Source organism: Hydrogenovibrio halophilus DSM 15072 (assembly GCF_000384235.1).
Lineage (GTDB): Bacteria > Pseudomonadota > Gammaproteobacteria > Thiomicrospirales > Thiomicrospiraceae > Hydrogenovibrio > Hydrogenovibrio halophilus.
In genome coordinates this window covers 471360-493076 of record NZ_KB913033.1, presented here as the reverse complement: position 1 = coordinate 493076, position 21717 = coordinate 471360, and the positions used below count along the sequence as shown (strand labels likewise).

At 56.4% G+C, this 21717-nt stretch carries 15 protein-coding genes; 8 read left to right on the top strand and 7 right to left on the bottom strand.

Translation table 11 applies throughout. The features are described from left to right. The first annotated feature begins 28 nt into the window (after nt 1-28). The gene (bamB, locus tag A377_RS0102400; RefSeq protein WP_019894534.1) at nt 29-1273 is read left to right on the top strand and encodes an outer membrane protein assembly factor BamB; all 1245 of its coding nucleotides are present in this window, start codon (nt 29-31) and stop codon (nt 1271-1273) included. Beyond that, the gene (gene der / locus A377_RS0102395; protein ID WP_019894533.1) at nt 1270-2730 is read left to right on the top strand and encodes a ribosome biogenesis GTPase Der; all 1461 of its coding nucleotides are present in this window, start codon (nt 1270-1272) and stop codon (nt 2728-2730) included. The genes bamB and der overlap by 4 nt, the downstream gene beginning before the upstream one ends. Nucleotides 2731-2742: 12 nt before the next feature. On the opposite strand, the gene ppx is transcribed toward der, so the two are convergent. The 4 genes from ppx to A377_RS12635 form a co-directional block, all read right to left on the bottom strand. After that, nucleotides 2743-4299, bottom strand: coding sequence for an exopolyphosphatase (gene ppx, locus A377_RS0102390; protein ID WP_019894532.1), 1557 nt, complete (start codon nt 4297-4299; stop codon nt 2743-2745). 3 nt (nt 4300-4302) lie between these two features. Continuing rightward, nucleotides 4303-6417 (bottom strand): polyphosphate kinase 1, encoded by a 2115-nt coding sequence (ppk1, locus tag A377_RS0102385; RefSeq protein ID WP_028485197.1) that lies wholly within the window; start codon nt 6415-6417, stop codon nt 4303-4305. 144 nt (nt 6418-6561) lie between these two features. Next, on the bottom strand, nt 6562-6861 hold the full coding sequence (yidD, locus tag A377_RS12925; protein WP_083919068.1) for a membrane protein insertion efficiency factor YidD: 300 nt from the start codon (nt 6859-6861) through the stop codon (nt 6562-6564). Then, nucleotides 6858-9284, bottom strand: a complete 2427-nt coding sequence (locus tag A377_RS12635) for a putative bifunctional diguanylate cyclase/phosphodiesterase (RefSeq protein WP_157760696.1) — start codon at nt 9282-9284, stop codon at nt 6858-6860. The genes yidD and A377_RS12635 overlap by 4 nt, the downstream gene beginning before the upstream one ends. 199 nt (nt 9285-9483) lie before the next feature. Here A377_RS12635 and A377_RS0102375 point away from each other — a divergent pair, with 199 nt between their 5' ends. The 4 genes from A377_RS0102375 to A377_RS0102360 all read left to right on the top strand — a co-directional run bounded on the left by A377_RS0102375 (nt 9484) and on the right by A377_RS0102360 (nt 14573). Beyond that, entirely contained in the window at nt 9484-10824 is a 1341-nt protein-coding gene (locus A377_RS0102375) for a dihydroorotase (RefSeq protein ID WP_019894529.1), read from the top strand. Between the two features lie 24 nt (nt 10825-10848). After that, a complete protein-coding gene (locus tag A377_RS0102370; protein ID WP_019894528.1) occupies nt 10849-12072 on the top strand; it encodes an EAL and HDOD domain-containing protein in 1224 nt (407 codons plus the stop codon). Between the two features lie 100 nt (nt 12073-12172). Continuing rightward, nucleotides 12173-13543 carry an NAD-dependent succinate-semialdehyde dehydrogenase gene (locus A377_RS0102365; RefSeq protein ID WP_028485196.1) on the top strand — a complete coding sequence of 457 codons (1371 nt, stop codon included), beginning with the start codon at nt 12173-12175 and terminating at the stop codon, nt 13541-13543. A gap of 211 nt (nt 13544-13754) precedes the next feature. After that, complete coding sequence (locus A377_RS0102360) at nt 13755-14573, top strand: EI24 domain-containing protein (RefSeq protein ID WP_019894526.1); 819 nt, start codon at nt 13755-13757, stop codon at nt 14571-14573. Nucleotides 14574-14585: 12 nt separating this feature from the next. Here the strand turns inward: A377_RS0102360 and A377_RS0102355 are convergent, their stop codons facing one another. Together A377_RS0102355 and ppnN are read right to left on the bottom strand one after the other, a co-directional pair. Continuing rightward, nucleotides 14586-15905 (bottom strand): DEAD/DEAH box helicase, encoded by a 1320-nt coding sequence (locus tag A377_RS0102355; protein ID WP_019894525.1) that lies wholly within the window; start codon nt 15903-15905, stop codon nt 14586-14588. A gap of 81 nt (nt 15906-15986) precedes the next feature. Continuing rightward, nucleotides 15987-17369 (bottom strand): nucleotide 5'-monophosphate nucleosidase PpnN, encoded by a 1383-nt coding sequence (gene ppnN / locus A377_RS0102350; RefSeq protein WP_019894524.1) that lies wholly within the window; start codon nt 17367-17369, stop codon nt 15987-15989. Nucleotides 17370-17443: 74 nt separating this feature from the next. Between ppnN and A377_RS0102345 the strand changes: the two genes are divergently transcribed. Together A377_RS0102345 and A377_RS0102340 are read left to right on the top strand one after the other, a co-directional pair. Then, the gene (locus tag A377_RS0102345; RefSeq protein ID WP_019894522.1) at nt 17444-18547 is read left to right on the top strand and encodes an AI-2E family transporter; all 1104 of its coding nucleotides are present in this window, start codon (nt 17444-17446) and stop codon (nt 18545-18547) included. A 145-nt stretch (nt 18548-18692) separates the two neighbouring features. Continuing rightward, the gene (locus tag A377_RS0102340; protein WP_019894520.1) at nt 18693-19790 is read left to right on the top strand and encodes an MBL fold metallo-hydrolase; all 1098 of its coding nucleotides are present in this window, start codon (nt 18693-18695) and stop codon (nt 19788-19790) included. Nucleotides 19791-19911: 121 nt separating this feature from the next. On the opposite strand, the gene A377_RS0102335 is transcribed toward A377_RS0102340, so the two are convergent. Beyond that, on the bottom strand, nt 19912-21549 hold the full coding sequence (locus A377_RS0102335) for a 2-isopropylmalate synthase (protein WP_019894518.1): 1638 nt from the start codon (nt 21547-21549) through the stop codon (nt 19912-19914). Nucleotides 21550-21717 lie beyond the last annotated feature (168 nt).

The following is a 21717-nucleotide window of genomic DNA, read 5'->3' as shown; positions in this document are numbered from 1 at the left end:
GGATTTCCGTGTTGCATTTTGGAAGCCGATGACGACAAAAATGATCGGTTTGAGTCTGGCCGCTCTGGTGTTCGGTGGGTGTTCCACCTCGAAAGAACTGACGCCGCCAGCGCCTTTGCCGACTCTCTCGTCGCCTTATGCGTTGGACAAACAATGGCAGCTGCAACTGTCGGCCTTTATTCCGGCTCAGGCTGAAGGGCTTTATTTTGAGTCTACGGATTCAGCCGTTTTCTTCGGGGTACCGGGTGGTTATGTGACCAAAGCCAGCAAAACGCCTCAGGGCCGCTGGACGGATCAGGTCATCTGGCAGAAAAAAATGGCGGCGTCTCTGACCGCTGGCCCGACCCGGCTGGATCATCAGATTTTTGTGGGCACCGGAAAAGGGCAACTGATCGGTTTGTCGGAAAAAACCGGTGAGGTTCGCTGGCAGGTGGCTTTGTCCAGTGAAGTGTTGAGTCGACCGGTCATCGGTCACAGTCAACTGTTTGTGCGCACAGTGGATGGCAAGCTTTACGCCATCAATCCTCAGAACGGTCAGGTCAACTGGGTGATCGAGCGCAGTCTGCCGAATCTGTCATTGCGCGGCGTGGCCCCGGTGACCTTTGCCGACGGCACCCTTTTTGTCGGCTGGGAAAACGGTCGGATTGAGGCTCTGGATGCCCGTACGGGTGAGCGTCAATGGGAGACACAATTTCTGGTGCCATCCGGCCGCACCGATCTGGAACGGCTGGTCGACATTCAAGCTGGCCTGCGTTACCAGGACGGTCGCCTGTTTGCACTGGGTTACCAGGGCAAAGTGGCGGCTCTGAATCCCGAGACCGGGGCTTTTTACTGGACGCGCGATGTTTCCGGCTACCGCGGTATGGCGCTGGACGATCAGGCGTTGTATCTGGTCAATGATGAAAGTCGGGTGCAGGCGCTGGATAAGATGAATGGCACCGTTCTGTGGGAACAGACCAGCCTGGAGGGGCGCTACCTGATCGATGTGCTGACGTTTGATTCGAACCAGTTGGTCACGGCGGACCGTTTTGGCTTCGTACACTGGCTGGACCGTGTGGATGGGGCCTTGACGGCCCGTGTCAAAATCAGCAACGATTTGGGCACCGGCAATGCCATTTCCCGACTCTGGTCCGAAGATCACACGCTTTACACTCTGGATGCGGACGGGTATGTGAAGTCGTACCAGGTACAAGCTTCCGATTGGTATGCGTTTGAACACCCGAACGATCCGCAGGGATTGTTTGCACAACACAAAGATGACGCACAGAAATGAAAAAACCGATCATTGCACTGGTTGGACGGCCCAATGTCGGTAAATCCACCTTGTTTAACCGGCTGACACGCACCCGTGATGCCATTGTGGCCGATTACCCGGGGTTGACGCGCGACCGTCAGTACGGTCGCGGTCGGTACGGCGACGATCCTTTTATCGTCGTCGACACGGGCGGACTCAGCGGTGAACAGGCCGGTGTCGATCCACTGATGGCGTCCCAGGCGGTGCAAGCGATCAAGGAAGCCGATGCTGTGCTGTTTCTGGTGGATGCCCGCACCGGTTTGATTCCGGCGGATGAGACCATTGCCCAGCAGTTGCGTGAATTTGGCAAGCCGGTGACGTTGGTGGTGAACAAAGCCGAAGGTCAGAACCCCGATCTGGTCGGCAGCGAGTTTTATGCGCTGGGATTGGGCATGCCCTTTGCCATCTCATCTGCGCACGGTGACCGGGTGAACGATCTGCTGGAGACGGCATTGGCCTCGATTGAACAGGCGTCGCAAGCCCTGGAGACGACCGAGTCCGACTCGGAAATGTCTCTGGATGAGCAACCAGGGACGCGCGTGGCGATCGTAGGGCGGCCCAATGTGGGCAAGTCCACCCTGATCAACCGAATGATCGGGGAAGAACGGGTGGTGGCGTTTGATTTGCCGGGAACCACTCGTGACAGCATTTTTGTGCCGTTTGAGCGGGACGGTCAGGCCTATACCCTGATCGATACCGCCGGGATTCGGCGTCGCAAAAACATTAAGGAAAAAATCGAGAAATTCAGCATCGTCAAGGCCATTGAGGCCATGGAATCGAGCCATGTGGTGATTCTGGTGATGGATGGTTCCGAAGGCGTGACCGATCAGGACTTGACCCTGTTGGGACTGGCGATTGAATCCGGACGCGGTTTGATTCTGGCGATCAATAAATGGGACCATCTGAGTCATGAACAGCGCCAGAAGGTTAAACACGAACTCAGCCACCGTTTTTCGTTTGTGGATTATGCCGAGCGCCATTTGATTTCGGCGTTGCATGGTACCGGTGTGGGCACGCTGTTCAAAACCGTGAATGCGGTGTATCAGGCGTCGGTGCAGTCGGTGTCCACCGCCGATTTGAATCGCGTGCTGACCCAGGCCGTGGCCGATCATCAACCGCCTCTGGTTGGGGGCCGCCGCATAAAATGCCGTTATGCGCATCTGGGCGGGGTCAATCCGCCGACGGTGATCATTCACGGCAATCAGGTCGACAAATTACCGGCCGCTTACACCAAATACCTGATGAATGTGTTCCGAAAAGCCTTCAAGTGGGTGGGGACACCGGTGCGCATCGAATACCGTGTCTCCAGCAACCCTTATAAAGATCGGGCGTCCAATTTTGTGCAGCGTCGTGGAAAGTCGCTTGCACAAGCCGAAAACAACGAACTGAAACGCCACAAAAAACAACGCAAACGGACCCAGAAACCTCGTCGCTAGCAGCCTGTCTGCTTATTCGAAGATCAATTCAAATCCGGCCGCGGCCATGTGTTGGGCTTCGGTTTCGAGGTCCAGTTGGGTCAGCGGGTGGTTGGCCAGCCACCCGGATTCAAACCGGATGGCCAGCCCGGTCTGGTGAAAGACGTTCAGTTGCATTGATGGACGTTCGGTTTCACGCCCCCTGTGCAGGCGAACGGCCAATCGCAACAGCACCGTCAGGCGTTGTAATCTGGTGTCATGGGGCGTATCCAGACGGGCAAAAGGCTCTACCAGAAACTTGCCGCGGTGATTGAGCAACAGGGCCCCGAGCATCTGTTTTTCCTGTTGGGTGAATCCGGCCATGTCAAAATTTTCGATCAGATAGGCACTGTGGTAACGGTAGCGCTTGTAGCTGAGGGCGATGCCGGCTTCGTGCAATTGCGCGGCCCACTTCAACAGTTTGTCGTAGTCGTATTCCGTGTTCTGAAGTTCCCAGACCTCACTGGCCTGCTGGTACAGATCCAGACTGGTTTCGGCCACGGCATCGGCCTGTGGCTGATCCACTTTTAACCAGGCCTGGGCTGCGGCCACACTGGTTTCACGCACATCGGCATCATAGAGTCTTCCCAGCGTGTCGTAAATCAGACCTTCCCGCAAGGCGTTGCTTGAGACCAGCATTTGGGCAATCTTGAGTTCTTCAAACGTCGCGATCAGAATCGCAAGACCGCCTGCCAGCACCGGCACCCGCTCTTCTTTGAGTCCCTTCAGATCGGCTTTGGCCACGCTGCCGCCTTTGAGGATGGCATCGCGAATCTGATAGAGACCCTTCAGGGTAATGCTGCCCGGCTGGGAACCGTCTTCGGCCCCATCCCAGCCATTTTCGACCAGAATGTTGCCCAGCGCCTTGATCGACCCGGACGCGCCATAGGCATTGTCCCAGCCCATACGCGTCAGCTTCCGGTAATGCGGACGCAGTACCTGGCGACAACGACTGATGGCCTTGCTCATTCTTTTTTCACTGATTTCAGGCTTGTGGAAAAAGCGCTGGGTAATGCTGACGCAGCCCATTTCAGTACTGGTCAGATGCTCATGCTCAAACGCCTTGCCGATGATGTATTCGGTGCTGCCCCCGCCGATGTCCATGACCAGACGCTGTTCATCGGTCTGTGGCAGGTCGTGGGCCACGCCCAGATAGATCAGGCGGGCTTCCTCCTGCCCGCCGATGATCTGAATGTCATGCCCCAGCGCCTGCTTGGCCTGCGCCAGAAACGCCTGGCTGTTGCGGGCGTTGCGCAAAGTGTTGGTGCCGACGGCACGAACGTGATTGGGGGGCAGGTTTTTGATCAGCTGGCCGAAGCGTTCCAAGCAGGCAATGCCGTTATCAAAGGCGGTTTCGGTCAGATAACCTTTTTTGTCCAGACCCGAACGCAGGCGAATCATTTCCTTGTGTTTGTCCACAATCTGAACCTGTCCATGCAGTTCGCGGGCGATGACCAGGTGGAAACTGTTGGACCCCAGATCAATCGCGGCATACATGCTCTGGGCGCCCTCGGGTCGGTGGCCCGGTAAAAGGCTGTCAAAAAAACTCATGCTTCAGCCTTCTTCGGTTTCGGAATATTTGTCGATCAGCCATTGCTGGGCACTGAAAGGGGGCGCGCTTTCATCAGGTTGGCGCTGCACGTAGCTGCCATCCGGTTGAAGTTCCCAGGCACCGACGGTGTCCTGCAGATAAATGGCCAGTCCTTCGGTAAACACCTGCTGGAAGTGCGCCTTGTCTTCGATCGGAAAACAGGTTTCCACGCGAGAAAAGAGATTGCGCCGCATCCAGTCGGCACTGGAACAGTAGAGTTCGGGTTTGCCATCCGCGTTTTCGAAGTAATAAACGCGATGGTGTTCCAGAAAACGCCCGATGATGCTGATGACGCGGATGTTTTCCGACATGCCTTCGATGCCTGGGCGCAGGCTGCAGATGCCGCGCACGATCAGGTCGATTTTCACTCCGGCCTGGGAGGCATGGTAGAGGGCGTCAATAATGCCCTGCTCCTGCAGACCGTTCATCTTGGCGATGATGCGGGCCGGACGGCCATTGCGGGCGTTTTCGGCTTCGCGCTGAATCCGTTCGACCATGCCCTGCTGCAGAGTGAAAGGCGATTGCAGCAAAATGCCCAGATTCTTGGTGTCGCCCAGACTGGTCAGCTGCTGGAAAATTTTGGCCACATCCTGAGCAATGCGCGGATTGGCGGTCAAAAGACCGAAGTCGGTGTAGAAACGGGTGGTAACGTGATGGTAGTTGCCGGTGCCCAAATGCACATACTGGCGCAGCTGCTGTTTTTCACGGCGCACCACCAGAATCATTTTGGCGTGGGTTTTGTATCCGACCACACCGTAGACCACATTGACCCCGGCGTCCTGCAGGCGGTTGGCCTGGGCAATGTTGTTGTCCTCATCAAAACGGGCGCGCAATTCCACCACTGCGGTCACTTCCTTGCCGTTATGCGCGGCTTTTTCCAGCGCATCGATGATCGCCGATTTCTCGCCAGTGCGATAAAGGGTCATGCGGATCGCCAGCACGTTGGGGTCGTTGGCAGCCTGTTGCAGAAACTCAATCACCGGGCTGAAAGAATCGTATGGGTGGTGCAGCAGAATGTCCTTGCGTTGAATCTGTTCAAACAGGCTTTCGGGTTCCTGTTTGCGATTGAACAGCTTGAACGAACTCTGTTTGGCTTTGGGCGCGGTCAGCTTGCGTGCCGAAAACGGCGGAAACAGCAAATCGGGGCGACGGGCCATGTCCGGCACGGCGTCCAGACGATGCAGGTTGACCGGGCCATTGACCTGATACAGCTGGGATTCGTCCAGATCAAACTGATTGAGCAGGTAACGGTACATGTCGGGTGGACAGCGGTCCGACACCTCCAGACGGATGGCCCCGCCGTAATCACGGCTGGAAAGTTCCCCCTGAATGGCCTGCATGATGTCATCGACTTCTTCTTCGTCGATGAACAGATTGGTGTTGCGGGTCAGGCGGAACTGGTGACAGCCGGTGACGGTCATGCCCGGGAACAGGTTGGACACATTGGAATGCAGCACCGAGGACAGAAACACAAAATCGTTGTCGCCGTCGGTGGCTTCAGGCGGCAGTTTGATCAAACGTGGCAGGGAGCGCGGCACCTGAACAATGGCCAGGCCGTTGGTGCGGCCAAAAGCGTCCTTGCCCTCCAGCGACACAATGAAGTTCAGACTTTTGTTGAGCAGGCGTGGGAAAGGGTGGGACGGGTCCAGTCCCATCGGGCTCATGACCGGCTGCAGGGAATCTATGAAAAACTGGCGTATCCATTCCTTTTGCTTGTCGTTCCAGCGGTTGCGGCGCAGAAAACGAATGCCTTCTTTTTCCAGTTCTGGAATCAGGGTGTGGTTGAGGGTGTCATATTGGTCTTCGACCAGTTCCCGTGCCACTTCATGCAGCATGTCGACTGCCTGCTCCGGCACCATGTTGTCGGGCTTGGTGCGCGCACCGGGATCGCTCTGTAACTCATAAAGGCTGGCCAGGCGCACCTCGAAAAACTCGTCCATATTGCTGCTGGAAATGCACAGAAACTTCAAACGTTCCAGCAGGGGAATGTTGGGGTTCTTGGCCTGGGCCAGCACTCGGCGATTGAACTCCATCAGGCTGCGTTCACGGTTGATATAGGGGTTTTTCTGGTCGTTCATCGGTGCGGCACTCCCTTGCGCGTCGTGGCCGGCCGAGATGGCCGGAGGCAGAATCAGCATTTTAGCGCCTTTTCAGAGGCTTTTAAAGACGCTATTCCGCCGCCAAGTCTATCACGGACAGATGACGTCTGGATGACAGGAAAGTCAGGAACGCGAAGCGGGGTCCGAAGAAGCGTCGTTTTGATCCGGGTCAGAGTCAGACGAAGGAGAGCGGTGGCAACCGCACTCGGGAACCGGGTCCACGCCGCCTGGGTTGCCCGGATGGCAGCGCAATACGCGTCGTATGCTCAGCCAGCTGCCGCAAAGAATGCCATGTGTTTCGATGGCTTCAATCGAATAATGCGAGCAGGTGGGGTAAAAACGGCAACGCGGTCCGAGCAGTGGGCTGATAAACCACTGGTAGAAGCGCAGGGGCCCAATCAGCAACCATTTCAACGGGGTCATTTCGGTTGCTCGTGGGTCTGGGGATCGGTCAATAAGGGTTCGGCGACAGCGTGCACCGGGTCGTAATGATGCATCCAGGCTTCCAGGGCGTGAACGGGCAGGGGTTTGCAATAATGGTAGCCCTGCACCATGTCGCAGCCGGCCTGGAGCAGAAAGTCAAACTGGGCCTGGTTTTCCACGCCTTCGGCAATCACTTTCATGTTCAGGCTCTGGGCCAGTTTGATGATGGCCCGGGAGATGGCGGCATCGTCTTCGTCATCGGGCAGACCATCGACAAACGACTTGTCCACTTTGAGGATGTTCAGTGGGAATCGCTTGAGATAACTCAGAGACGAATAGCCAGTACCGAAGTCGTCCACAGAAATGGTCAGTCCGCGTTCCCGAATCTGGTAGAGCATGTCGACATTGTCCTGGGCATTGGACATGATCGAGCGTTCGGTCAGTTCGATTTCCAGCTTCTCAAACGGCACCTTTTCCTTTGCCATCATCTCATGCACCTGATCCAGAAACGTCGGATCTTCCAGTTGATGACTGCTGACATTGATGGCGATATGCAGCGATTCAAACGGGGTGCCCTGCCAGACCTTGAGCTGATTGACTGCGGTCTGCAATACCCAGTGCCCCACCTCCAGAATCAGGCTGCTCTGTTCGGCAATGGCAATGAAACGGTCGGGGGAAACCGGGCCGATCTCGGGATGTTCCCAGCGCAAAAGGGCCTCAACCGCATTGACCTGCTGGCTGCGCACGTCGATTTGCGGCTGGTAATACAGATCCAGTTCGTTGTCGTCCAGAGCGCGCCTCAAGCCACGCTCGATTTTCAGGCGTTCGGACAGTCGGGCTTCAATGGTGTTGTCGTAGATGGCCAGGGTGTTTTTGCCTTTGGCCTTGGCTTCGTACATGGCGCTGTCGGCGTGACGCAACAGATCGCTCAGGTTGTGACCGTGTTCCGGATAAAAGGCGATGCCCAGACTGGCGGTGATGTGCACTTCCTCTTTTTCGATTTTGATGGGTTTGTGCAGGGTTTCCAGCAAACGTCGGGCGGTGGCGATGGCTTCGTCCGGCTCAATGCTGCTCAGCAATACCAGAAACTCGTCACCGCCGAACCGACACAGGCGTGGGGGCGGAAAGGCACTGCGGATGGAGTGGTTCAAGCGGCTGCCGATGACCTTGAGCAGTTCGTCCCCGAATTCGTGACCGAGCGTGTCATTGATCTGTTTGAAGCCGTCCAGATCGATCAGAAAGACCACGCTTGGGTCCAGTGGCGACTGCGCCAGATAACTGTCAACGTTCTGGCTGAAAAAGTGCCGGTTTTCGAGGCCGGTCAGGGGGTCGTAATAGGCCAGCTGTTCGATTTCGGCCTCACGGCGTTTGTGTTGGGTGATGTCGTCAATGAACAGCGCGTATTCGTACTCGTCGCCCTGGTCAAACCGTGTGGCGGTGACTTCGCAGCGAACGGTCTCAAAATTTTTGCGGATAAAGGCGATTTCGTAATGTTTTTCGTTTTCCTGGGCCAGCAGGCGGAACATATTGTGCGGTCGGCTGTCGCCATCGGTCAGAAAGCTTTGAAGCGGCTTGCCCAGTACCTCGGTCTTGCGATAACCGAACAGGGTTTCGGCGGCCGGGTTCCAGTGGCGGATCAGGCCATTGGGGTCACACAGAATGATGGCTTCGTGGGCATTTTTCACATATTGGCTAAAGCGCCGCTGATTCAGTCCCCACTCCCTGCGCTGATCGGAATGACGCCGATAGCGGCCAAGCAACCAGACATAGAGCACGATGATCAATACCGTCATCAGCGCAATCCAGGGAAGCTGGCCGGTTGGCCAGCGTGCCGCGGTGGTCAGTGTCAGCGCATAGTGGGCCTGTGCTGGTGTCAGCTGGCGAAAATGGTCGTTGAGTGAAAACGTCAGTCGGTGGGTCCGCCAGGCAGAATCGAGGGCGCTGGACTGGAACAGTGGTTCGCTTGTGTCGCTGTGGGTTTCGGTCAGAGTCAGGTTGGAAGCGGGCAAGTGGCGGAAAGACGCCTTGAGCCATTCGGGTAGATCCACCGTGATCACGCCCCATTGAGAGCGGTTTTGAATGGGCGTTGCCCAAACCAGCTGAAACGGCTGCGATTCGGCCTTCGCTGGCAGGGTATCCTGAAAAACAACCCTGACCCCGGGCTGTTGTGACAGTGCCTGCGCCAGTGTCTGACGTTGTGGCTCGCTGAGATCGCCCGTGGCGGCCAGCAAGGGTTGCAAACGCCGACGATCCGATTTCAGCTCGGACACGGCCTGATTCAGTGCGGCCTGCCAATTCTGGGAAAGTCGTTGTTGCTCACGGGCATCGGCCCACCAGCTCAGACCGATCAATAGGCCAGTTGCCAAAAGCAGACCGCCCTGGAAAATGGAGCCGTTCAAAATGTGGGTCAATAATCGTTTCAAGAGGCAACACGGTTTGTTAAATAATAATTTGCAGCTATTTTGGCAGAAACGAAGCGAGAAGACAAAAAGTTTCCCCAGTCTGATCAGGGGTTTGTCTCGACCCTGGTCGGGTGCCGTCTTCGCTGAGGGATTTTTTGTTATCGCTGAGCCGGACGGGTTAGAATGCTGAGTAGAGATGGAAACGACGAGAGGACAGAGTATGACGGCCACGGTGATTACGCAGGCGACGGTGATTAATGAGGGTCAGCGCCATCAGCAGGATGTTCTGATTCGGGATGGCCTGATCGCGGAGATCGGTCCGGATTTGACCGGCAAGGCGGACAAGGTGATCGAAGCCCCCGGCCAGTGGCTATTGCCGGGCATGATTGACGATCAGGTGCATTTTCGTGATCCGGGACTGACCCACAAAGGTTCGATTGCGACCGAATCCAAAGCGGCGGTGGCCGGTGGCACCACCACCTTTATGGACATGCCCAACGTCAAGCCCGCCACCACTTCGCTGGAAGCGCTGGAAGTCAAGCACGCCCATGCGGCGCAAAATGCCTGGGCCAATTATTCGTTTTACCTGGGCGCGACCAATGACAACATCGAACAGGTCAAGGCGCTGGACCCGAATGCGGCCTGCGGGGTCAAGATTTTCATGGGGGCCTCAACCGGAAACATGCTGGTGGATCGCGAAGTGGCCCTGGAGCAGATTTTCACCCACAGCCCGACCTTGATTACCACTCATTGCGAAGACACACCGATGATTCAGGCGCAGGAAGCCTTGTACCGTGAAAAGTATGGCGAGGACGTGCCCATGTCGGCCCATCCCGAGATCCGTTGCCGTGAGGCCTGCTACAAATCGTCTTCGTTTGCGGTCGATCTGGCCCGAAAAACCGGTGCCAATCTGCATGTGCTGCATTTGACCACCGCCGACGAAATGGCGTTGTTCGAGCCAGGTCCGGTGGCCGGCAAGCAGATCACCGCCGAGGCCTGCACCCATCATCTGTGGTTTTGCGACGAAGACTATGAGCGTTTGGGCACCTTGATCAAATGCAATCCGGCGATCAAATCCCGTGCCGACCGTGACGCGATTCGTCAGGCGGTCAGGGACGGGCGCATTGACATCATTGCCACCGATCACGCACCGCACACCTGGGACGAGAAACAGAACCGCTACTTCCAGGCACCGGCCGGTCTGCCACAGGTACAGAAATCGCTGGTTTCCCTACTGGAATTGGTGCATCAGGGCGTGTTTGATCTGGAAACGGTGGTGCAGAAAACCGCACACAATGTGGCCATTCGCTATCAGATTGCCAACCGTGGGTTCATTCGCGAAGGCTATGCCGCCGATCTGGTGCTGGTCGATCCCAACCGTCCTCATACCGATGACCCCGAAGACGTGTTGTATCATTGTGGCTGGTCGCCCTGGTCGGGCCAGCGTTTTCAAAGCTCGGTCACCGCCACCCTGGTAAACGGTCACCTGATTTACGAACGGGGGCAGTTTGCGCCGTTTCAGCCGGGGCAGCGCTTAACCTTTTCGCGTGATGGAACATGATTAAAACCTGGCAGGAGGTCGACGATGGCCGAGGTGTTTTTTGAACGACAGCCCATTCTGGATGCCAATTTGCAGACCCAGGCCGTGCGCCTGTGCCTGCATTTGCCGCCGGAGCCCACTCAGAACGATCTGGACGCTGCGATTCGTCTGATTGAGACGGTCGAGCAGAACACCGGTTTTGCCAAAGTGGTGGCGGGGGCGCCGCTCTGGCTGGCGTTGCCACATGCTCTGCTGGCCGACGCGCCCTTGCCTGAGATGGCATCGCCCGATCAGCTGATTCTGGAGTTGCCCCTGTCCATGGTCAAGGATGTGGCGATCCTGAAACGTCTGAAAACGCTGCGTGCGGACGGCACTTTGTTGGCATTGGGCGATTACGATGGCTCGGAGGTGGCCGACAAGCTGCTGCCCATTTCGCACTGGGCACGGCTTGAGACCGCTCAGCTGGACGAAACCACTCTGAAAAGCCGGGTGGCGCGCATTCATCAAAGCGACGCTCAGGCGGTGGCCCATCCGGTCGAAACCTCAGAACAGTTTGATGCGCTCCGCCAGCAGGGTGTGGAAAATTTTCAGGGATTGTTCTGGCAGCACTTACCTGCGGAGCCCGGCTATGAACCGGGTGTCAATCACAGTGCCTTGCAGTCTCTCAAGCAGGAAATGCAACGGCCAGGCACCAGTTTTGAACCCATCGGCGTGTTGCTGTCACAGGTGCCGTCCCTGGCGTTCAAACTGGTACACAGTCTCAACGATCTGGCTCAGGCGCACAACCTGAAACTGGATGACCTGCATCAGGCATTGCATTACACCGGTATGGGGCATCTGGAATCCCTGATCGAAGAAGTGGAAGCACTGCCGGAAGAACAGACACCACCGGAATTGACCATTACCGCTCTGACCCGAGCCCGGTTCTGTGAGCAGGCGGCGTTTGTGATGCACATGCCGGATCAGAAAGACGAGTTTTTTCTGGGCGGGCTTTTTTCTCTGCTGGAGGCTTATTTCCGCCAGCCGGAATCGGGATTGCTGGAACAGATGGTGTTGGCAGATGCGATTACCCGAGCCATCCTCGAAGGCGAAGGGCTGATGGGGCAGGTATTGGGCTGGTGCCGGAGTTTTGAGCGGGGCCAGCTGCCCGATGTCAGCATGACGTTTTTTGAAAACGACATCGCCTACCTCAACCGAATTTATTTGGCGGCGTGTGCCTGGGCGCATAGAATAGAACAAAACCCGGCAGAAGGGCTCAGTGAACCCTGAGCGGTGAAAGTGGTTTTTTACCAAGCCTGGTAAAAAACCAGTCGAACGTCAGCCAGCCGACTGCGAACGACGTATGGCATGAATAAAAAGGGATGGAATCATGGCGATGCAATCAATGAACCCGGCGACCGGGGCCCACAATGCGGAATTTGACCTCTGGGACGAGGCCACGATTGAGCAGACAGTGACCGATGCTGGCATGCTGTGGACGCAGTGGGCCAAAGAAGTGCCTTTGGAGCACCGTTGTCAGTTGTTGAAACGATTGGGCGATGTGCTGCTGGACGATCGCGAACCCCTGGCCGAACTGATTACGCTGGAGATGGGCAAGCTTTACAAGGAAGCGTTGGCGGAGGTCGATAAATGCGCCCAACTGTGTGATTATTATGCCGAAAAGGCCCCGGAGTTTTTGGCCGACGAGCCGCTGGAATCCGGCGGCTCCCGCAGTTACCTCACCTACAAGCCGCTGGGGGTGGTACTGGGTGTCATGCCTTGGAATTTTCCGCTGTGGCAGGTGTTCCGGTTTGCGGTGCCCACCATTACCGCGGGCAACATCGCACTGGTCAAGCATGCTTCCAATGTGCCGCAATGCGCGCTGGCGATCGAAGAAGTCTTTCGCAAAGCCGGTTACCCGGAAGGCGTGTACCAGCACATGCTGATCAGCGCCTCGCAAGTGGAGCCGGTGATTCGCAACAAAGTGATCAAAGCCGTTTCCCTGACCGGCAGCGAGCCCGCCGGGCGCAAAGTCGCCGCGGTGGCGGGCAGCGAACTCAAAAAATGCGTGCTGGAACTGGGCGGCTCCGACGCCTTTGTCATTTTGGATGATGTCGACATGGCCACGGTGGTGGCCGGTGCGGTCAAGGGACGTTTCCAGAATTGCGGCCAGAGTTGCATCGCTGCCAAACGCTTTATTGTGGACGCCTACCGTCATGATGAATTTGTGGCCCAATTCAAGGAAGCGGTGGAAAGCCAGTTGCAGGCGGGCGATCCGATGGACGCCGACACGACTCTGGCGCCGATGGCGCGTCAGGATCTGCTGGAAGAACTGGACGCTCAGGTACAGAAGTCGGTGCAGATGGGCGCGACGCTGGTGACGGGCGGTTATCAGCTGGATTGTCCCGGCAGTTATTATGCGCCCACCATCCTGACCGATGTGACTTCGGCCATGCCGGCTTACCATGAAGAGATGTTCGGTCCGGTGGCCACGGTGCTGAAGGCCAGTGAACCGGCGCATGCGGTCGGACTGGCCAACGCCACCGACTTCGGGCTGGGCGGCAGTGTCTGGGGCAAAGATGCCGCCACTTGTGAGACCATCGCCCGCAACATCGAATCCGGGGCCAGTTATGTCAACAGCATCACCTTTTCCGACCCGCGTCTGCCATTCGGCGGCATTCGTCACTCCGGTTACGGACGTGAACTGTCACGCGAAGGCATTCGCGAATTCACCAATATCAAAACCATTTACATTCATTAAGAGTTCTTTGCACGGGTAGAGCGCGAGGAAAAAATGAGGAAAAATTTTCCAGGTTCTCGACTTACCTTTTCGGGCGTCGAGTTCTTCGTTTGAGGCGAAAAACGCAGCGAATAGCTGGCTATTCGGAAGTTTTTCAACGAAAATATGGGAAATTTTAACCATTTTTGTCCGTGTCTCTATCTCGTGCACAGGACTCAATTAAGGCGGAAGCGTGGGCGTCACTTATCTCTGGAAAACACTGGTTGACCTGAAAGAACCGGCCATACTGGTGCGATTGTTTGTCCCGTTTGTGGTGGGGCTGATTGCGGTGTCGGTGTTGGGGTATGCCGTGTTTGGCTGGGCGGTGTCTTCCGATCTGCTTTGGAACAACCCGTGGATGGCCATGATCGAAGACTGGGAGAACTCGGCGGAGCAGACCCTGGCTTCGATTCCACTGATCGGGGGCTTTCTGTTGTGGCTGGTCGGCTTTCTGGTCACCATCGTCGCCGGGGTGTTGGGGATCATTCTGGGCAGCTACCTGGTGCTGTTGTTTGCGATGATTGTCACCGCCTTTATGACCGATTCTCTGGTCAAGGCGGTGCATGACAAGCATTACCCTTATACCGATTATGCCGGGCACGGGCATTTCTGGGGGCTGACCTGGAAAATTGTGAAATACGCATTGGGCATGCTGCTGTTGCTGCTGGTGACCTTGCCGCTGCTGTTTATTCCTCTGGTCAATATCCTCTGGTTCTGGCTGATCGGGTTTCTGTTTTTTCGGTATGCGCTGGTATTGGACGTGGGTCAGGTCATTTTGCCCAAACCCCTGTTTGACCGGGTCAAGTCGGTGACAGACTGGACGGGCACCATGCCGTTGGCGCTCTGGTATCTGCTCAGTGTGCTGCCGATTCTGAGCTTTTTTGCACCGGTCCTGGGGGTGATTACGCTGGCGCATTATTATTTTGACCGGTTGTCGCTGGAGCCGGAGACCGCGAAATCGGCCGAACCCGCTGAACCGTCTTCTCAATCGCCTTCCGAACCCACCCCCTGAAATGTCGGAAACTTAACGATTGGGGCGTTTGGGTCGGGTGCCCGGTTTTTTGGCCTTACCTGACTTTTTGGCGGAGACTTTCTTTTTGGCCTTGGCTTTCTTTTTCGGTTTTTTGGCGCGCTTGTCCAGATCCTTGCGGCTGAATCCGGGTTCCAGCCCTTTGATCACCTCGGTGGGCAGGGTCTGTTGCAGATGGTATTCAATCCGCTGCAGATTGGGCAGGTCGTGGCGTTCGATCAGACTGATGGCCACACCCGCCTGATGGCCGCGCCCGGTGCGGCCGATGCGGTGAATGTACTGGTCGCCGCGAAACGGCATGTCGGCATTGATCACATGGGTGATGCCGTCCACATCCAGACCGCGCGCGGCCACATCGGTGGCGACCATCACCGGCGGCTGGCCCTGACGGAAACGTTTGAGAATCTGTAAGCGTTTGGCTTGAATCATGTCGCCATGCAGTAACAGGCTGTCAATGTCCTGAGCCTGTAACCAGGCTTGCCATTCGATGGCCCGCTCTTTTTTGTTGCAGAAAATCAGGGCGCGTTGACAGGCCGGGTCGCGAATGATCGCCTGCAACAACTGGCCTTTGTGATCGCGGTCTTTGGCCAGATAAAGGCTTTGCTGAACCTGTCGGGATTGCTGGTTGGGCGCGTCAATGTGAATGACCTCGGGTTCGTCCAGTACTTGTTGGGCAAAGTCTTCCAGTCCTTTTCCCGCCAGGGTCGCGGAAAAACACCCGCCCTGAAATTCGCGGGGGATGGCTTCCAGCAAAGCCAGTACGTCCGGTCCCTGACCCATGTCCAGCATGCGGTCGGCTTCGTCGATGATCACCAGCTCCAAGTCGGACAAATCCAGAAAGGCGTCGGCCATCAGCTTGAGCAATCGTCCCGGCGTGGCCACCAGAATGTCCAGCGGCTGTTTCAAGCGTGACAGCTGCTGGTTGGCGGCGATGCCGCCCGTGATCACTTGCGACGAAAATTCACAGAAATGGCCGAGCTGTTTGACCACCTTGTGGGTCTGAAACGCCAGTTCCCGGGTCGGCGCCAATATCAACACCCTGGGGTGTCTGGTCGGCCTGGGGTCGTCCAGCAGGCGCTGCAGGGCAGGCAAGACAAACGCGGCGGTTTTGCCGGTGCCGGTGGCGGCACCGGCAAGCAGGTCACGCTGTTCCATCATTACTGGGATCGTGGCGGCTTGCACAGCGGTCGGGCGATGAAAATGCTGGGCTTCCAGCGCCGCCAGCAGGGACGGGTCCAGATCCAGCGCTTCAAAACTGTCAATGCGGTCAATCGGTTCGAGCTGTTCAGACAGGTCTGTGTCCGTGGGGGTCATGTGAAGTCTCCGTCGTCAGGCCTGGTGGAGCCGATTGGCACACAAAATCACCAGGCCTGGTTGTTTTTAAGGTGGATGCGGTCAGGCCGACATGTCGGTCACAATGTGGTAGCAGGGCACATAGTTTTCGGTGCCCAGCTTCATGCGGCGCTGTTCGACAAAGGCGCGCAGCAGTTTGTCCATGCGCCGCATGATTTCGGGGTCGCCCTGAATCTGAAAAGGCCCATGGGCTTCGATCTGGGCCATGCCTTCGCGCTTGACATTGCCGGCGACAATGGCCGAAAACACCTGGCGCAATTGTGATGCCAGTTGGTGTTCGGGCTGGTCTCTGTGAATGCGCAGCTGGGCAATGTTATCATGGGTCGGTTCAAACGGTTTTTGCAGTTCAAACGGAATGTGCAGGTTCCAGTTGAAATAATAGGCGTCCGAGGTGGCCTCGCGGTAGGCTTTGACATGACCCAGACCTTTTTTGAGAAACAGCGCGGTTTCAATCGGTTCGTCGATCAACACGGTCAGTTTGTCACTGGCTTTGCGCCCCAGGGTGAATTCGATGAATTCCAGCACCGCATCAAAATAGGCGCGACTGCATTCGGGGCCGGTGAGTACCACCGGGAAAGGAATGTTGTTGTTCTGGGGGTGCATGATCACACTCAGAAGATACAGGATTTCTTCCATGGTGCCAGCCCCACCGGGGAAGATGATGATGCCGTGGCCCAGGCGCAGAAAGGCTTCCAGTCGTTTTTCAATGTCGGGCAGAATGGCCAGCTGGTTGACAATGGCATTGGGCGCTTCCGCCGCAATGATGCCCGGTTCGGTCAGGCCGATAAAGCGCCCGTCTTGATAACGCTGTTTGCCGTGCCCGACCACCGCGCCTTTCATCGGGCCTTTCATTGCACCGGGACCGCAGCCGGTACAGATGTCGAGCTGACGCAGGCCCAGATGGTAGCCGACCTGTTTGGTGTATTTGTATTCGACGCGCGAGATGCTGTGCCCGCCCCAGCAGATCACAACATTGGGTTCGCGATTGGGTTGCATCAGCTCGGCATTGCGAGCCAGATGAAACACCGCATTGGTGATGCCAAAGGTGTCTTCCAGATCAAACTCGCCGTTGTCGACGATTTCGTTTTTGGCGTAGATCAGGTCGCGGATCACCGCGGACAAATGTTCCTGCAGGCCCACAATCATGTCGTCTTCCAGAAACGCATTATTCGGCGCGTTTTCAATTTCGATCTGCAGGCCGCGGCCTTTGACCTGAACCCGAATCTGAAAATCCGGGTGGGCTTCGATCAGCGCCAGGCCATTGTCGTCCACCAGCCCTGTGTTCAGCACCGCCAGCGCGCACTGGCGAAACAGGTCGTTGAGCCCTTCCTGGGTCTGGTCGCAAAGCTGGGTGGCTTCCTTGTAGGACAATATCTGCAAGGAACCGGAAGGACGAATGGTGGTGCGGTTTGGGTGCTCTGTCATAAATTCGGATCAGTGTGTTGGTGGTTGTCGGGCATGTATAATAGAACGTATTTTACACAATCAAGGTAAAGCTTATGCGATCGAATGCCCCATACGAAGACGGTTTCTTGATGTTGCTGTTGTTGCTGGCCGTGGTTGGGTTGTTCTGGCTGTTTTCTCCCTTTCTGGAAGCCCTGTTTTTTGCGGTGATTCTGGCGACCGCCACCTATGCGTATTTTCACAAGATTCTGGCAAGGGTCAAAGGCAACAAAGACATTGCCGCCGGTATCATGAGTTCATTGGTGTTTGTGGTGGTGATCGCACCGGTCAGTTACCTGCTCCTGGAGGTGGGATTGCAGGTGGGGCAGGTGTTCGGTCAGGCCCAGAGTTGGCTGGCACAGCAGAATGCCGAGAGCTTTGCCCAGATGTCGGAAAACCTGATCGACGCCTTGCCGGTGCCTGAAAGCACGCAGGCCCAGGTCGCTCAGCAACTGGAGCAGAATGCCGACACCATCATCGCGTTTGCCAAAAACACGGCCGTGTTTCTGGTGCAGGGTGTGTTTGGCAGCACCACGTCGTTTTTGACCTTTTTGCTGCTGGCGGTGTTTGCGCTCTACTTTTTCTATCGCGATGGCGACAAGATTGCGCATCATTTGAAGGTGCTTTCGCCATTGGAAAACTTTTACGATCACATGATCATGAACCGGTTTTCCAACCTTTCCACCATCCTGTTGCTTTCTGTGCTGGGCATCGCGCTGATGCAAGGGGCGGTGTTTGCGGTGCTGGCCTGGTTTCTGGGTCTGCCGGGACTGTTTATTGGTACCGCCATTGCCATCACTTCGTTCATTCCGATCGTGGGGGCGGCCCTGGTCTGGATTCCGCTGGCCATTATTCTGGCGGCTCAGGGCGATTACATGAGCGCCGGACTGGTGGTGTTTGTGGGTGCCGTGGTCAATGGGTTTCTGATTGACAATCTGGCCCGCCCGCTTATGATCCAGAAGATCGCCCGCTCCATTGGGGGCAACGCCGATGATCTGGCGGTGGCCAATCACACCTTGATCACCGTGCTTTCGACCTTTGCCGGGCTGATTCATTTTGGCATCATCGGTCTGTTTTTCGGGCCGGTGATCGCGGCGATGGCGATTACGGTGTTTGATGTGTACGAGCACAAAAGCGGTGACTGGCTGGACCGGACCTGATGGAATGAATGGTGGTTGCGTTCGCGTGACGTGTTCATATAAAAAAACTTAAGGACAGCCCAAAAAACAACCTGATTTACGCCACCCCGGTTCGTGTTACGATGAAAAAGTTACGCAGATATTTCAAGACAGAAGGAGGCCTTCTATGAAAAAACGTTTGCTGATCAGTGCATTGCTTGCCGCAACTGCCGGCTTGGCCCAGGCGGCCGAAGACCCCTATGTGGCCGGGTTTGAGGCGTATGCCAACGAACTGAAATCGATCGAGGGCGACCAGCAAATGGCGCCTTCGGTCACCACCTATGCCGACAGTTTGGAATCGACGCTCAAGAAGGCCGGGTACATCGGGCCGGAACTGCCCCTGCCGCAGGCAGTCCAGGTCACCGACGGAGTCTATACCATTGTCGGTTCACAGATCTGGCACAATCCCTCCAACTATGGCCTCAACAACAACATCTCGTTTGTGGTGTTTGACGATGGTGTGTTTGTGTTCAATGCCGGGGCCAACACGGCGATTGCCTACAGTGTGCATCGTCAGATCAAGCGCGTGACCACCAAACCCGTCAAGTGGGTCGCAGTGGAAAACAACCAGGGTCACGCCTATCTGGGGGCCAGTTACTGGGTGGATGTGGGCGTGAAAAACCTGTATTCCAGCGACATGGCCAATTTCCAGTTTGATCAGGCGTTTGAAGCCATCAAAGAAGAATGGTCGATGCGGGTCGGCACGGCCATTACCCAGCCTTCGCGCAATGTCAGTGGCGAATTCACTACTTTTGAAAGCCGCCACACCATTGATGTCGGCGGCGGCGAAACGGTGGAGTTGATTGATTTCGGTCCCGGACACACGCCTGCGTCCACCAGTGCCTACATTCCTTCACGCAAGGTATTGATGACTGGCGATCTTGGGTTCAACGAGCGGATGCCGGTGATGTTCCCCTACACCAACAGTGCCCAGTGGGTGGCGTCTTTTGAACGCATGCTCAACGAGATACCCGATGATGTGGATGTGATTCCGGGACATGGCACACCGGCCGATCTGGAGACCATTACCGAGCAGACATTGGACTATTTCAAGTATCTGCGCGCCGAGGTACGCAAAGTGGTAGACAATGATGGCGATGAGTCTGACGCCGAAGCGATTGATCAGTCGATGTATAAAGACCGCCCGGTGTTCGATCAGGCCGCGGAAAACAATGCGCGTCGTATTTATCGTGAAATGAGCGGCGGCGATTTCGGCAGTTTCTGATCGCCGGATTCCAGTCGACACCCAATGAAAAAGCCGCAACGAGATCCATCGTTGCGGCTTTTTTGTGTCGGTCATAAACGGCTTGTCACGGCCCCAAAAACCACCAGCCCTGGTGGTTTTTCTATCCCAGTGCTTTCAATGTGGCTTCGATCATGGCGCTGACGGTGTCTTCGGCGGTGGCGATGCCGATTCGGTTTTGCTGGTTGTGTTGCACATAGACATAGGCGATGGCCTGGGCCTGCTTGCCAACCACAGGCGTTTGTGCCGGATGCAGAGCATGTTCATGATAGTCAATGATGTCCAGTGTTTCCCCGGTGGCGTTTTGCCAGGCCTGGCACAAGGCGCTTAAGGTGCCGCGACCCTGGCCTTGCAGACGGTGGTCCTGCCATTGCACCACCAGTGAATCGGCACTGGCCTGGCGGTCGAGCTGATAGTGGCGCAGGTTCGACGCCTGGTCCAGCCGGTAATGCTGGGCAAAGGCTTCATAGAGCTGGGCGTGGCTGACCACGCCGCCGCCGGCTTCGGCGATCTGTTGCGCCACGGGGGCAAAATCCTGCTGCACCCATTTGGGCAGATTCAATCCGTAATGCTGGCTCAGCAAAAACGCGGTGCCGGCTTTGCCCGATTGGCTGTTGACCCGGATAATGGCTTCGTAGTCGCGCCCGAGGTCTTTTGGATCAATCGGCAGATAGGCGACTTGCCAAGGCTCTTGCGGTTGCTGGCGCAACAGGCATTTGCGAATCGCATCCTGATGGCTGCCGGAATAAGCCGTGTAAACCGCCTCGCCCACCCAAGGATGACGCAGGTGGGTGGGGATTTTGGTGACGTCTTCCAGTACCGGCACCCAGTCGTCCGGGCGCGATAAATCCAGCTCCGGGTCAATGCCTTCGCTGTATAGGTTCATCGCCAGGGTGACCATGTCCATATTGCCGGTGCGTTCGCCATTGCCGAGCAAGGTGCCTTCGACCCGATCGGCACCGGCCAGCAGTGCCAGTTCGGCCGCTGCCACGGCACAGCCACGGTCATTGTGAGTGTGGACAGAGATGATGGCACTGTCGCGGTTGGGCAGATGACGAATAAAATATTCGATCTGGTCGGCAAAGCGATTGGGCGAGGTGCTTTCCACCGTGGCCGGCAGGTTCAGAATGCAGCGATGCTCGGGCGTGGGTTGCCACACGTCCATCACCGCTTTGCACACGTCGAGCGCATAGTCGGTTTCGGTCTGCGAAAAGCTCTCGGGCGAGTATTGAAAGGTCCAGTCCGTGTCCGGGTGTTGGGCTGCGTAGTGCCGGACCCATTGAGCGCCTTGCACGGCCATGCCCAGAATCTCGGACTGGGATTTTTCAAACACCCGCTCGCGCTGAATGGTGGAGGTGGTGTTGTAGACGTGCACCACCGCGCGTTTGACCCCTTTTAGAGCCTCAAACGTTTTTTCGATCAGATGCTCGCGTGCCTGCACCAACACCTGCACGTTCACATCTTCGGGAATCAGGCCGTCATCAATCAGACGACGGGTGAACTCAAATTCCGGCTGGCTGGCAGAAGGAAAGCCGATTTCAATCGTCTTGAACCCCATCTCCACCAGTACCTGCCAGAGTTGCAGCTTTTGTTCGACGCTCATGGGGGTGGCGAGCGCCTGATTGCCATCGCGTAAATCCACACTGGCCCAGATCGGCGCTCGGGTTAAGCGCTGATTCGGCCACTGACGATTGGGTAAATCGGGCGTGACCGTGGGGCGGTATTTACGAGGGGTCATCATTGGCTCTCCTGAATGTTTGCCTGCTTTGTTTGAGTCAGGCTTAGTGTAGGCCATTGCGAGCGCAATCCGATTGCAAAAACCACCAGGCCTGGTGGTTTTATGGTTTAAAATTGCTGTAATATTGTGAATGTTGGCAGTTTGTTGCACAGGGTAGGTTTTATGATGTTT